10 protein-coding genes and 1 riboswitch are annotated in these 13,262 nt (G+C 69.7%); of the genes, 5 read left to right on the top strand and 5 right to left on the bottom strand.

From position 1 onward, the window contains the following. Window positions 1-445 precede the first annotated feature (445 nt). Complete coding sequence (locus ABFX54_RS16530) at window positions 446-2,536, top strand: S9 family peptidase (protein WP_346105683.1); 2,091 nt, start codon at window positions 446-448, stop codon at window positions 2,534-2,536. Then, window positions 2,533-3,516: an L-glyceraldehyde 3-phosphate reductase gene (mgrA, locus tag ABFX54_RS16525; protein ID WP_346105682.1), complete on the top strand. Its 984-nt coding sequence runs from the start codon at window positions 2,533-2,535 to the stop codon at window positions 3,514-3,516. Before ABFX54_RS16530 ends, mgrA begins: the two co-directional genes overlap by 4 nt. 7 nt (window positions 3,517-3,523) lie before the next feature. On the opposite strand, the gene ABFX54_RS16520 is transcribed toward mgrA, so the two are convergent. Beyond that, a complete protein-coding gene (locus tag ABFX54_RS16520; RefSeq protein WP_346105680.1) occupies window positions 3,524-5,920 on the bottom strand; it encodes a lysylphosphatidylglycerol synthase transmembrane domain-containing protein in 2,397 nt (798 codons plus the stop codon). 216 nt (window positions 5,921-6,136) lie between these two features. Between ABFX54_RS16520 and ABFX54_RS16515 the strand changes: the two genes are divergently transcribed. After that, entirely contained in the window at window positions 6,137-8,143 is a 2,007-nt protein-coding gene (locus ABFX54_RS16515) for a molybdopterin-containing oxidoreductase family protein (RefSeq protein WP_346105678.1), read from the top strand. Here ABFX54_RS16515 and ABFX54_RS56945 read toward each other — a convergent pair. Further along, window positions 8,130-9,053, bottom strand: coding sequence for a GNAT family N-acetyltransferase (locus ABFX54_RS56945; RefSeq protein ID WP_428834531.1), 924 nt, complete (start codon window positions 9,051-9,053; stop codon window positions 8,130-8,132). The genes ABFX54_RS16515 and ABFX54_RS56945 overlap by 14 nt on opposite strands. Before the next feature lie 76 nt (window positions 9,054-9,129). On the opposite strand from ABFX54_RS56945, the gene ABFX54_RS16500 reads away from it, so the two are divergent. Continuing rightward, window positions 9,130-9,579 carry a hypothetical protein gene (locus tag ABFX54_RS16500; RefSeq protein ID WP_346105676.1) on the top strand — a complete coding sequence of 150 codons (450 nt, stop codon included), beginning with the start codon at window positions 9,130-9,132 and terminating at the stop codon, window positions 9,577-9,579. Window positions 9,580-9,632: 53 nt separating this feature from the next. Here ABFX54_RS16500 and ABFX54_RS16495 read toward each other — a convergent pair whose 3' ends face one another. From ABFX54_RS16495 to ABFX54_RS16485, 3 genes are all read right to left on the bottom strand, one after another. Further along, window positions 9,633-10,019 carry a VOC family protein gene (locus ABFX54_RS16495; protein WP_346105675.1) on the bottom strand — a complete coding sequence of 129 codons (387 nt, stop codon included), beginning with the start codon at window positions 10,017-10,019 and terminating at the stop codon, window positions 9,633-9,635. A gap of 31 nt (window positions 10,020-10,050) precedes the next feature. Continuing rightward, window positions 10,051-10,365: a DMT family transporter gene (locus tag ABFX54_RS16490; protein WP_346105673.1), complete on the bottom strand. Its 315-nt coding sequence runs from the start codon at window positions 10,363-10,365 to the stop codon at window positions 10,051-10,053. A gap of 33 nt (window positions 10,366-10,398) precedes the next feature. Then, a riboswitch (guanidine-III (ykkC-III) riboswitch) is annotated at window positions 10,399-10,459 on the bottom strand. Window positions 10,460-10,484: 25 nt separating this feature from the next. Next, window positions 10,485-11,282, bottom strand: coding sequence for a class I SAM-dependent methyltransferase (locus tag ABFX54_RS16485; protein WP_346105671.1), 798 nt, complete (start codon window positions 11,280-11,282; stop codon window positions 10,485-10,487). A 102-nt stretch (window positions 11,283-11,384) separates the two neighbouring features. Between ABFX54_RS16485 and ABFX54_RS16480 the strand changes: the two genes are divergently transcribed. Beyond that, window positions 11,385-13,190 (top strand): acyl-CoA dehydrogenase, encoded by a 1,806-nt coding sequence (locus ABFX54_RS16480; protein ID WP_346105669.1) that lies wholly within the window; start codon window positions 11,385-11,387, stop codon window positions 13,188-13,190. Window positions 13,191-13,262: the final 72 nt, after the last annotated feature.

Genomic DNA, 13,262 nt, shown 5'->3' with positions numbered 1-13,262 from the left:
AATCATGCACTGGCTTTTAACACACTGTTGAGTTCTCAAGAAACGGACGCGTACATCCGCACCGAAACCACACTCTCGCGGCTCCCGCTCGGAGGCGTTCACTCCGTTTTGTTCTTTCGTTGTGTCTTAATTCTTTCAGCCGTTCAAGTCCCTGTCAAATTGACCGGACTCGCTCGACCTGCGGGAATTAAGCGCCGCCCCCTTTCGGAGACAACCCCTCTAACTTACCAGCCGTTCGGCCGTTCTGCGAATCGATCTCCAGACCGGCGCGCCAGAAGGGTTTGCCGACAAGCGGGACACAACACACCAAAGTCACCTGAGTGAGAGAGGAGGGTTGCGCCGCACCGCGTCGGCTCCTAAAGATTAGCAGCGCTTCCGAGCCCTCGTGCCGCTTCGCCGTCTTCTCCGGCAACAGAACGATCACGACCGAACATAGACTCCCCACGTGAGCAGCAACACGCCGCCAGTGGCGAAGAAGGTTCCCACGAAGCGCATCCATCACGGCGACACCGTCATCGACGAGTACGCCTGGCTGAGCAACAAGGAAGATCCCGACACGACCGCCTATCTGGAGGCGGAGAACGATTTCCTCCAACAGCAGACCGCTCACCTCTCCGATCTCCAGGAGCAGGTGTTCCAGGAGATCAAGGGCCGCACCCAGGAGACCGACCTGTCGGTGCCCAGCCGCAAGGGCGCGTGGTGGTACTTCACGCGCACCGAGGAGGGCAAGCAGTACGCGGTCTCCTGCCGGGTCCCGGCCGACAGCGACGCACCCCCGGAGATCACCCCGGGCGAGCGGCTCGACCGCGAGCAGGTGATCCTCGACGGCAACGAGCTGGCCGGCGACAGCCCGTTCTTCTCGGTCGGCGCCAGCTCCGTCAGCCCCGACGGCACGATGCTGGCCTTCTCGACCGACTACAAGGGCGACGAGCGCTTCACGCTCAGGTTCAAGAATCTGACGACCGGCGAGGTGCTCCCCGACGAGATCACCGACATCTTCTACGGCGGCGCCTGGTCGGCCGACGGATCGACGTTCTTCTACACGCGGGTGGACGACGCCTGGCGTCCCTTCCAGGTCTACCGGCACGCGCTCGGCACGCAGGAGGACGTGCTCGTCTACGAGGAGTCCGACGAGCGCTACTGGGTCGGCATCGGGCTGACGCGCAGCGAGAAGTACCTGGTGCTCGGCGCGGGCAGCAAGATCACCAGCGAGGTGCGGATCCTCGACGCGAACGACCCCGCGGGCGAGTTCAGGGTGGTCCGCCCGCGGACGACCGGCGTCGAGTACGGCGTCGAGCACGCGGGCGACTTCTTCTACGTGCTGCACAACGAGAACGCCGAGAACTTCGAGCTGGCCACGGCCCCGCTCGACGACCCCGGCACCTGGACGCCGCTCATCCCGCACGGGGAGGACACCAGGCTCCTGGAAATCGACGCGTTCTCCGACCACGCCGTGGTGCACCTGCGCCGCGACGGCCTGACCGGGCTGCGGGTGCTCCCGTACGGCTCGGCCGGCGGCACCTGGCGCGAGCGGGTCGAGGCGTCGGAGCGGAACGCGTACGAGATCGACTTTCCCGAGCCGCTCTACGACGTCGGCCCGGCCGGCAACCCGGAGTTCACGACCAGGCGGCTGCGGCTGGCCTACACGAGCATGGTCACCCCGCCCAGCGTGTACGACTACGAGCTCGACAGCCACGAGCTGATCCTGCTCAAGCAGCGCCCGGTGCTCGGCGGCTACGACCCGGGTGACTACGAGCAGTTCCGCGAGTGGGCCACGGCCGGCGACGGCACGAAGATCCCGGTCTCGATCGTCAAGCGCAAGGACGCGGCCAAGCCCGCCCCGACCCTGCTGTACGGGTACGGCAGCTACGAGACCTCGATCGACCCCGGCTTCTCGGTGCCGAGGCTGTCGCTGCTCGACCGCGGGTTCGTCTTCGCCATCGCGCACGTGCGCGGTGGCGGTGAGATGGGCCGGCGCTGGTACGAGGAGGGCAAGCTCACCAGGAAGCGCAACACGTTCACCGACTTCGTGGACGTGGCCAGGCACATGAAGGCGTCGGGCTGGAGCGAGCGGATCATCGCGCGGGGCGGTTCGGCGGGCGGCCTGCTGATGGGCGCGGTGACGAACCTGGCTCCCGAGCTGTTCGCGGGCGTGGTGGCCGAGGTGCCGTTCGTGGACGCGCTGAACACGATCCTCGACCCGTCGCTGCCGCTCACCGTCATCGAATGGGACGAGTGGGGCGATCCGCTGCACAACCCGGACGTGTACGCGTACATGAAGAGCTATTCGCCCTATGAGAACGTAGACGGCGGGCCGTACCCGCCGATCCTGGCGATCACGAGCCTGAACGACACGCGCGTGCTGTACCACGAGCCGGCCAAGTGGATCGCCCGGCTGCGGGCGTCCGCGAGCGGCGGGCCGTTCCTGCTGAAGACGGAGATGGGCGCCGGCCACGGCGGGCGCAGCGGGCGTTACGACGCCTGGCGGGAAGAGGCGTTCGCGCTGTCGTGGATCATCGAAAGGGGCACAGCATGACCTACCAGGCCGACGAGGGGCGTTATGAGCGCCAGCCGTACAACCGCAGCGGGCGCAGCGGGCTGAAGTTGCCCGCGGTCTCGCTGGGGTTGTGGCACAACTTCGGCGACAACCGGCCGATCGAGAACTCGCGGGCGATCCTGCGCCGCGCGTTCGACCTCGGCGTCACGCACTTCGACCTGGCGAACAACTACGGCGTGCCGTACGGCTCGGCGGAGCGGAACTTCGGCCGGATCTTCAGCGAGGACTTCGCCCCATACCGGGACGAGCTGATCATCTCGACCAAGGCGGGCTTCGACATGTGGCCGGGCCCGTACGGCGAGTGGGGTTCGCGCAAATACGTGCTGGCCAGCCTGGACCAGTCGCTGGGGCGCATGGGCCTGGACTACGTGGACATCTTCTACAGCCACCGTCCCGACCCGGAGACGCCGCTGGAGGAGACCATGGGGGCGCTCGACCGGGCCGTGCGCTCGGGCAAGGCGCTGTACGCCGGCATCTCCAACTACTCGGCCGAGCAGACCGCGCAGGCCGCGCGGATCATGCGCGAGCTGGGCACGCCGCTGCTCATCCACCAGCCGTCCTACTCGATGATCAACCGGTGGATCGAGGACGGGCTGCTGGACGCGGTCGAGGAGGCGGGCATGGGCTGCATCGCGTTCTCGCCGCTGGCGCAGGGGCTGCTGACCGACCGTTACCTCGACGGCGTTCCCACCGACTCGCGTGCGGCGACCAGCAGGTTCCTGAACGCCGAGCAGATCGACGTGCAGCTGGCGCGCGACCTCAACGAGATCGCGAAGACCCGGGGTCAGACGCTGGCGCAGATGGCGCTGTCGTGGGTGCTGCGGGACTCGCGGGTGACGAGCGTGCTGATCGGGGCGAGCAGCGTCAAGCAGCTTGAGGACAACGTGGCGTGCGTGGACGGCCCGGCCTTCACGCAGGACGAGCTCCAGGCCATCGACAAGCTCACCGGCTCGGCGTGAGCACGCCTCACAGGGCTTCGTGCCGCTGGAGGTAGGTGAAGGAGGCCCAGCCGGGCAGGACCGGGAGCCAGAACGTGAGCAACCGGTACAGCAGCACGGCCGAGGTCGCCAGCTCCTTGGGCACCCCGGCCAGCACCAGGCCGCCCACGAGCGCCAGTTCGACCGCGCCCAGACCACCCGGTGTGGGCGCGGCCGAGCCGATCGCGTTGGCCGTGAGGAAGACGACCGCCACGGCGGTGAAGCTGATCTCGTGGCCGAAGGCGGCGATGCAGGCGTGCAGGCACAGCACGAACATCAGGGTGATCATGAGCGTGCCGACGCACGCCTCGACCATCTTGCGCGGCGACTGCAGCACGTCGAGCAGCCGGGGCAGCACGTTGGAGAACAGCTTGCTCATCCGCGTGGTCAGCAGCCGGCGCAGCGGCGGGATGCCGAGCACCGCCACCACCAGTACGGCGACCGCCAGCATGACCAGGACGAGGCCACGTGACGGCGTGAACGAGGTCGCGGTGGTGGAGCCGGTGATGTAGGCGAACAGGGCCAGCAGCGAGATGTGGAAGACGAGCATGATGAGCTGCGAGGCCCCCACGCTGGCCACCGCGCTGGCCGGTGGGACGCCCCGTTTCTGCAGGTAGCGCGTGTTGATCGCGACGCCGCCGACGGCGGCGGGCGCGACCAGCTTGACGAACGACGACGCGAACTGCACGAGCACCGTGCGCCAGAGCGGCAGGGGCTCGGGGACGAATCCGCGCAGCATGAGCGCGGCGGCCACGAAGCTGGCGAACGAGGCCACCAGGGCGAGGCCCGACCAGGCCCAGTTGGCCGTGGTGACGACGTGGTAGACGTCGACCTGGCTGAACTGGGAGAGCACGATGTAGGCGGCGATGGCGCTGGCGATGATCGTGATCAGGGTGCGCGGGCGGAAGCGTTCGAGGCGGACTTCCTCGACCTTGCTCTGCGGCTTGAGCGCGACGATGTGCTCGCGGATGGCGGGCAGGACGTTCTTCGCCTTCGACAGCGCCGAGCGGGTCTCCCTGGTCAGCGCGATCTGCTGGAGCAGCGGCATGGCGGCGGCCAGCGCGTCGGGGCCCATGACGGCGGCCGCGGCGCGTACGGAGCGCTCGGGGCCGACGCGCAGCGCCAGGTAGGTGAGCAACTGGGCGACGTCGAGGCGCAGGAGCAGGTCTCCGGCGGCGACCTCGCCGCTGCGGGCGTCGGTGAGCACCACCCGGCCCGCCCGGTCGACGTGGATGCTGTCGCCGGTGAGGCGGCGGTGGGCCAGGCGCTGGATCTGCAGCAGCTCGACCTGCTCCCAGATCTGGGCGAGCAGGTCGTCGTCGATCTCCTCGTCGGGGACCTCGTCGAGCGGGCGCGTGTCGATGTGCTCGTAGGCGAGCAGCGCGGCCTCGGTGCCGATCTCGCTGGTGCCGAGCAGGCGGGGGGTGCTGGCGCCGGCCGCCTGGGCCGCGTACGCCATGAGCGCCTCGCGTTCGAGCTCGGCCCGCAGCGACCTGATCGCCCGCCGCCTGGTCTCGGAGTTGAGCCGGAAGCGGCGCCACAGCCGGTAGGGGAGGCCGGCCACCTGCCGGTCGCGGTCGAGCACGGTGACGTCGAGGCTGGAGCCGTCGCGCAGGCCGATGGCGTAGCGGCGGCTGCCCTGGTGGTCGTCCTCGATGCGGCGGGCGGAGATGGGCGAGAACGACAGCTTGCGCAGCGCGGCGACCACGGCGCTGCCGGCCGGTCTGGTGTTGGGGCTGCCGACGCCGTAGAGGGTGGCGTAGCCGATGGCCATGCCCACGAGGACGGTGACGATGGCGCTGGGGATGGTGATCTGGCGGCCGGAGAAGAAGGCCAGGATGTAGAGGGCGATCGTGGTCCACATCAGCATGCGCCAGGTGGGGCGGCGGGAGATGCGGACGGCGGTGGCGTACGCGACGATCGAGGTGAGCAGCGTGTTGAGCGGCTCCATCTCGCGCCCGCCGGTGAGCAGGACGCGCAGGTCGTTGGCGTTGCCCCCGACGAGCCACTGACCGAGCAGGAACGAGCCGGCCATGCCGACGATGGCGGCGATCAGCCCTTCGGCCACGCGCAGCCCGTCGCGGTGGAAGACCCGCTCGACCGCGAAGGCGGCGGGCACGATGAGGACGGCGGCGCCGCCGAGGAAGGCGGCGATCCTGCTGAGCAGCGGGACGAGCTCGGCGCCCTCCTTGACGTCGGCCTCCAGCCCGATCAGCGTCTGCTTGGCGACCAGGGCGAGCAGGACGACGGCGGCGAGCACGAGGATCGTGGCGATGAAGCGCAGCAGGTCGGAGGGCCGGCGCAGGCGCTGGGGCAGCAGCGGCTCGACGACGTAGACGTCGCTGACGCCGTTGACGTCGTCGTGGTCGGGGCGCGCTTCAGCCACGGCGGGATCCTCCCCCGAGAGGTCCTCCGTGTTGTCTCGTTCCCTGATATCGGCCACCGAGAGAGATTCTGCCCCTTCCCGTGCCGGACCGTACGATCTCCGCCCCCCAGTGTCGTCGATCGTGCTCCAGTCGTCGCACGGGGCAGGCTACACGCTGGAGTTCCCACCCTTCACCTCCGATTTCCCGGCGCACCGAGGGGACGTAGGCTGTTCCTCATGTCGGGCGAATTGAGGGTTTTGGGGGCATGTCCACTGGACTGTCCGGATACCTGCTCCTGGGTGGTCACCGTGGAGGACGGCGCCGCGGTGAAGCTGCGCGGCAATCCCGACCAGCCCTACACCAGGGGCGCGCTGTGCGTGAAGGTCAACCGATACCTGGAGCACACCAGGGCGGACGACCGCATCCTCTACCCCATGCGCCGCGTCGGGCCGAAGGGCTCGGGTCGGTTCGAGCGGATCACGTGGGACGAGGCGCTCGACGAGATCTCCGTACGGCTGCGCGGCATCGTCGAGGAGCACGGCGGCGAGGCGATCTGGCCGTATCTGGGCACCGGCTCGCTGGGCTACCTGCAAGGGTGCGAGGGCGTGGCGGGACGGCGGTTCTGGAACATGCTCGGCGCCTCCAAGCACTGGCTCAACATCTGCTCGGCGGCCGGCAACAGCGGCCTGCGCCGGACGAACGGCACCGCGGGCGGCATGGACCCGGAGAACTTCGCGCTGTCGAAGCTCATCCTGCTCTGGGGCACCAACACCCTGACGACTGGGCACCACCTGTGGAAGTTCGTCCAGGACGCGCGGGCCAACGGCGCCCATGTCGTCGCCATCGACCCGATCCGCACCAGGACCGCGGACCAGGCCGACGAGCATCTCGCGATCAGGCCGGGCACGGACGGGGCGCTCGCGCTCGGGCTGCTCAACGTCGTGCTGGCCGAGAACGCGCAGGACGAGGAGTACCTGGCCGAGCACACCGAGGGCTGGGACGACTTCCGCGAGGAGATCCTGAGCTATCCGGTCGAGCGGGTGGCCGAGATCACGGGGATCCCGGCCGCGGCCGTCCACAGGCTGGGGATGAGGCTCGCCCACACCCGCCCGACCGCACTGCGCGCCACGCACGGCCTCCAGCGCCACGCCGGCGGCGGCGCGGCGCTGCGCACGATCGCCGCCATCCCCGGCGTCACCGGCGACTGGCGCCATCCCGGCGGCGGCATGGCCTTCTCCACCAGCGACCACGTGCGCCTCAACGTCGACCGGCGCGACGACCTGCTGGCCGAGCCCGTACGCACGCTGGTGATGACCAAGCTGGCCTCCCAGCTGGAGTCGGTGAAGTGCCTGTGGGTGTACGCGGCCAACCCGGCCGGCTCCTCCCCCGACGCCAACGCCATCAGGCGCGGCCTGGCCCGCGAGGACCTGTTCACGGTGGTCATGGAGCACTTCCCGACCGACACCGTGGACTACGCCGACATCGTGCTGCCCGCGACCATGCAGACCGAGCACCACGACCTGCACGCCGGGTACGGCCACATGTACCTGCTCTGGAACGAGCAGGCCGTGCCGCCCCCGGGCGAATGCCTGTCCACGACGGAGACTTTCCGGCGGCTGGCGGCGCACATGGGGATGACCGAGCCGTCGCTGTTCGACTCGGACCTGGAACTGGCCGAGCAGCTGCTGAACAGCGGGCATCCATCGCTTGAGGGCATCACCCTGGACAGGCTGCGCAAGGAGGGCTGGATGCGGATGAGCTACCCGCGGCCCTTCACACCGTTCGCCGAGGGCTTCCCGACGCCGTCGGGGCGGCTGCGCTTCCCGCCCCGGGGGAAGGCGTACGTGCCGTCGCACACAGCCGCCGCGGCGGGCGACTCGCCGTACCCGCTGACGCTGATCACGCCGGCCTCGCACACGTTCCTGAACACGACCTTCGGCAACAACCCCGAGCTGCGCCGCCGGGCCAAGGACCCCGTGGTGCTGGTCAACCCGGCCGACGCGGCGGCGCGTGGGCTGGTGGACGGCCGGCGCGTGCGGGTGCACAACGACGGCGGCGAGTTCCTGGCGGACGTGCAGGTCAGCGACCGGGTAGCGGCCGGGGTGGTGGCCTCGCGGAAGGGACACTGGCCCAAGCTCAGCCCCGGCGGTGCCAACCCCAACGCGGTCGTGGCCGAGCGGGACGCCGACATGGGCAGGGGCCCGGCCTTCCACGACAACCTGGTGGAGATCACCCCAGTGTGAGCTTGTATCCCTCGTGGGAGGCGGTGAAGCCGAGCGAGTCGTAGAAGCGGTGCGCGCCCGTACGTGACTTGTCGGAGGTGAGCTGCACCATCGCGCAGCCGCGCGCCCGCGCCCTGCCGATCGCCCACGTGATCATCTCGCGGCCGAGCCCCTGCCCCCGGGTGGAGGCGGCGACCCTGACGGCCTCGATCTGGCACCGCTCGGCGCCCAGCCTGGACAGCCCGGCCAGGTAGGTGAGCTGCATCGTGCCCACCACCTTGCCGTCCCGCTCGGCCACGATCAGCTCGTCGTAGGGGTTGGCGTCGATCCGGTCGAACGCGGCGAGATACCGCTCGTCGTTCGGGTCGCCCTCGCGCGCGGCGCCGAGACGGTCGTCGGCCAGCATCGCCACGATGGCGGGCACGTCCTGCCTGCGGGCCTGACGGAAGACGAGGGACAGCACGTAGTGGGACTCCATCACCGCGGGGTTGGACGGCAGGGCCATCACCTGGCCGCTGGGGGTGAAGCCCTTGCGGGCGTAGAGGGCTCGTGCGGCGTGGTTCCCGTCCACGGCCCACAGGCCGATCCGCCCGGCCCCCGTGCTCCTGGCCCACTCCACGGCCTGGTCCACGAGCCGGGAGCCCACGCCCGCGCCTCTGGCCTCGGGGGCGACCCACATGGACACCAGGTGTGCGCTCTGCTCCTCCAGCAGCACGCACACCAGCCCGACGTCCTGGCCGGCGCGGGTGGCCACCCACCAGCGCGACTCGGGGTTCGTCAGCCGTTCCGCCCACGTCTCGGGGTCGAAGGCGATCTCGCGGTCGTACGAGGAGCCGAACGCGTCCGGCGAGTCGCGCAGCGCGCGCAGCCGCAGCTCACGCAGCCGGGGCCCTTCGCCGGGGCCGAGCCGCACCATGTCGATTTCCTGCATGCCCGAAATCATGTCAGGGACAGCTCAGGGTCTGTCCCCGATGCCCCCAGGGGGGACAAAAGGCAGCATTGCTGACATGAACGAAATCAGTCGACGCGATGAGATATCGCTCTCTGGCGCAGCGCTGCGTGGCGCTCCATGGACGGCCGCCGCGATCGGCGGCGGGGTCACGGCCGCGGCCGGCTTCGGTGTGAGCCTGTTCACCGACGGCGGCGACCTGGTGTGGGCGCTGGGGCTGGGCATCAGCCTGTTCGCCCTGATCGCCGCCATCGGCGCGGTGTCCAAGCCGGACGTGGGCGACCGGGTCACCCGGCAGGCCCGGCTCTGGTCGCTCAAGCATCCGTGGCGGTTCTCGCTCCTGCCCGCCGGCATCGTGGCCGTGCTCGACTACCCGGTGCAGCTCGTCCTGGACGGCGAGGGGGTCTTCGGCTCGGCCTGGGACGCCGCGTGGCACGGCGCGCTCGTCTACCTGATCTCCGCCGTCCTGACGCTCACGATGCAGGGACGGGCGCGATCGAGCCGGTGAGCTCGGGCACTCGGCCGGCGGCGCCCGACCGTCGAGCCGGTGAGCTCAGGTGCTCAGCCGGCGACGGCCTCCCGCTCCGCCTGGCTCCTGCAGACGCAGAACTCGTTGCCCTCGGGGTCGAGCATGGTGACCCAGCCGGTGCCGTCCGGCTGACGCCGGTCGTCGAAGACGGTCGCGCCCAGCTCGATCAGCCGCTCGACCTCCTGGTCACGAGTCCTGCCCTCGGTCCCGTTGACGTCGAGGTGCAGCCGGTTCTTGACCGTCTTGCCCTCGGGGACGCGGATGAACAGCAGGAACGGGTCGCGCTCGGTCCGCAGCATGACCTCGTCGTGGCCGGGCTCGTCGTCCTCGCCCAGGGGCAGTCCGGTGGCCTTGCTCCACCACGTGGCGATCTCGTACGGGTTGTGCGCGTCGATGGTGACGGCATGAATTTCGATCACGCCGCCACCCAACCCGACACCACCGAAGACGTCAAGCCAGTGTTCGCAGGCCGATGACCCCGGCCAGGATCAGGGCGATCGAGACGAGCCGGGGCCACGAGACCTCGTCGCCCATGGCGATCATGCCCAGGATCGCGGTGCCCGCCGCGCCGACGCCGGTCCACACCGCGTAGGCGGTGCCGACCTCCAGCGTCCTGAGCGCGTACGAGAGCAGGCCGAAGCTGAGCACGGCGGTGAGCAGGAACGACAGCGTCCACCACAGATGGGTGAAGCCGCCGCTGAGCTTGAGCGACAGGGCCATGGCGACCTCGAAGACGCCGGCCAGCACCAGGATGATCCACGCCATGATGACGAACTCCCTCGGAGACGAGACTGACTCGGTGCGTCGTCTTCGCATTCCGGGTACGGCGCGTCTCGTCCGGGAGCCGTAGCGGCTCATCTACGCCAACGGCGCCCGCGCGGGGGTCATTCCCACCAGATGGTGACCCAGCGGTCGCGCGGCACCGGCCACATGCCGAGCTCGGCCGCCGTCTGCCCCACCTCCTCGGTCCTGGAGGGGTCGAGGCAGACCCTTCTGACCGCGCTCGCTGCCAGCTCGTCAAGTGAGCTGAAACGTTCCAGCGGAGCCTCTCTCTCCTCCACCCGCACCGGGAACCCCAGCGCGGCGGCGAGCGCCACGCAGTCTTCCGCGATGGGACGTACGGGCCGGTCGACGCCGTGGAAGTGTTGCCAGAGCGGCGTCATCCAGCTCATGGGATGGCGGTGCGGCAGCTCAAGCACCACCCGCCCGTGGGTGCGCGCGTCGAGCGCGCGCAGGAAGCCGGCCAGGTCGGGCACGTTGTAGACCACGTGCGCGGCCACCGTCACGTCGGCGGTCGGCACCTGGTCGGCGACGTCGGGCCAGCGGCCGCGAATCGTCGTGACCGGCACGCCCAGCTTCTCCGCCCTGACGGAAAGCCCCTCCAGCATGGAGGCGGAGGTGTCGACCGCGTAGAGGTGGCCGATGCGCTCGTGCAGCGGCAGCGAGGCGGCGCCGGGCCCGGAACCCACGTCGAGCAGGGTGCCCTTGTCGGGCAGTGCCTCGGCCAGGCGCGTCATGGTGGGGCCGTCGTCGGGCTCGGCCAGCGCCCTGTCGGTACGGGTGCCGAACCTCTCGGGCGAATGGCTCCACGGATCCACCGGAGCCTTGGCCAGGATCTCCTCCGGAATCGCCCACGATTCGAGTCGCTCTCGCCACCTGGCGGCGAGTTCTTCGGCGTCCATGGAGACGAGCATGCCATGCATGGCGCGGGTTACCCGCGGGTAGCATTTCAGAGTAAGGTTACCCGCCAGTACAGATGTCTCGGTTCAAGGAGATCGACGCCCATGGGCCACTACAAGAGCAACCTGCGTGACCTGGAATTCAACCTCTTCGAGGTCTTCGGGAGAAGCGAGATCCTCGGCACGGGGCCGTTCGCGGAAGTGGACGAGGACGTCGCCCGCAGCGTGCTGGACGAGGCGAACCGCCTGGCCACCGGCGTGCTGGCCGACTCCTTCGAGGAGGGCGACCGGAACCCGCCCGTGTTCGACCCGGCGACCGGCTCCGTGACCCTTCCGCCCGGCTTCAAGAAGTCGTACAAGGCGCTGATCGACGGCGGCTGGGCGCACCAGGACCTGCCCGCCGACCTGGGCGGTCCCGGCATTCCGCGCACGCTCGCCTGGGCCACCGCCGAGATGGTGCTGGGCGCCAACCCCGCGCTCTACATGTACGCGGCCGGCCCCAACTTCGCCTACACCCTGTGGCAGGTGGGCACGCCCGAGCAGAAGCGCTTCGCCGAATTGGCCATCGAGCGCAACTGGGGCGCCACCATGGTCCTCACCGAGCCGGACGCCGGCTCCGACGTGGGCGCCGGGCGCGCGAAGGCGGTGCGGCAGCCCGACGGCACCTGGCACATCGAGGGCGTCAAGCGCTTCATCACCAGCGGCGAGCAGGACCTGACGGAGAACATCTTCCACCTCGTGCTGGCCCGCCCCGAGGGCCACGGCCCCGGCACCAAGGGCCTGTCGATGTTCCTGGTGCCGAAGTACCACGTGGACCTGGAGACCGGCGAGCTGGGCGAGCGCAACGGCGTCTACGTCACCAACGTCGAGAAGAAGATGGGACTGAAGGTCTCCACGACCTGCGAGCTCACCTTCGGCGACAAGCACCCGGCCGTCGGCTGGCTGGTCGGGGAGGTGCACGAGGGCATCAAGCAGATGTTCATGGTGATCGAGCACGCCCGCATGATGGTCGGCACCAAGGCCATCGCCACGCTGTCCACCGGCTACCTGAACGCCCTGGAGTACGCCAAGGCCCGCGTGCAGGGCGCCGACCTGGCCAAGATGGCCGACAAGAGCGCGCCCAGGGTGACCATCACCCACCACCCGGACGTGCGGCGCGAGCTCATGCTGCAGAAGGCGTACGCGGAGGGCATGCGCGCCCTGGTGCTCTACACGGCCACGTACCAGGACACCCTGCTCATCGACCCCGGCGACCGGCGCGCCCACGCGATGAACGACCTGCTGCTGCCCATCGTCAAGGGCATGGGCTCCGAGCGGTCGTACGAGCTGCTCTCCCGCTCGCTGCAGACCCTGGGCGGCTCCGGCTATCTGCAGGACTACCCGATCGAGCAGTACATCCGCGACGCCAGGATCGACTCCCTGTACGAGGGCACGACCGCGATCCAGGGCCAGGACCTGTTCTTCAGGAAGATCCTGCGCAACCAGGGCGCGGCGGTGGGCGCGCTGCTGGCCGAGATCAACGAGTTCGCCGGCTCCGACGCGGGCAACGGCCGGCTCAAGGAGGAGCGCAAGCTGCTCCTTGAGGCCGCCGGCGAGGTCAAGGCGATGGGCGACACCATGGCGGGCTGGGCGCTCGGCTCGCTGGACAAGCCCGAGGAGATCTACAAGGTCGGCCTGAACACCACCCGGCTGCTGCTCGCGCTGGGCGACCTGATCATCGGCTGGCTGCTGCTGCGCCAGGCCGAGGTGGCCCTGGCCAAGCTGGCCGAGGGCGAGGACGCCTTCTACCTGGGCAAGGTGGCCGCCGCCTCCTTCTTCGCCAAGACCGTGCTGCCCAGGCTGGCCGCCGAGCGGCGCGTGCTCGGCTCCACCGGGCTGGAGCTCATGGAGCTGCCGGAAGAGGCCTTCTAGGCCCTTTCGCCGAGGAACGCCCGCCTTCGCGCGGGCGTTCCGTCGTCGTGCGGGCGTTCCGTCGTCGTGCGG

The sequence above is a fragment of the Nonomuraea maheshkhaliensis genome (assembly GCF_039529435.1).
Taxonomy (GTDB): Bacteria; Actinomycetota; Actinomycetes; order Streptosporangiales; family Streptosporangiaceae; genus Nonomuraea; species Nonomuraea maheshkhaliensis.
The sequence above is the reverse complement of the archived record's forward strand: the minus strand, read 5'-3'. Positions and strand labels throughout refer to the sequence as shown.

Bases quoted from the DNA above. Each gene is read 5' to 3' on its own strand.
- mgrA (WP_346105682.1), top strand. From the start codon at position 2,533: ATGACCTACCAGGCCGACGAGGGGCGTTATGAGCGCCAGCCGTACAAC.
- ABFX54_RS16515 (WP_346105678.1), top strand. From the start codon at position 6,137: ATGTCGGGCGAATTGAGGGTTTTGGGGGCATGTCCACTGGACTGTCCG.
- ABFX54_RS56945 (WP_428834531.1), bottom strand. From the start codon at position 9,053: ATGCAGGAAATCGACATGGTGCGGCTCGGCCCCGGCGAAGGGCCCCGG.
- ABFX54_RS16500 (WP_346105676.1), top strand. From the start codon at position 9,130: ATGAACGAAATCAGTCGACGCGATGAGATATCGCTCTCTGGCGCAGCG.
- ABFX54_RS16490 (WP_346105673.1), bottom strand. From the start codon at position 10,365: ATGGCGTGGATCATCCTGGTGCTGGCCGGCGTCTTCGAGGTCGCCATG.
- ABFX54_RS16485 (WP_346105671.1), bottom strand. From the start codon at position 11,282: ATGGACGCCGAAGAACTCGCCGCCAGGTGGCGAGAGCGACTCGAATCG.
- ABFX54_RS16480 (WP_346105669.1), top strand. From the start codon at position 11,385: ATGGGCCACTACAAGAGCAACCTGCGTGACCTGGAATTCAACCTCTTC.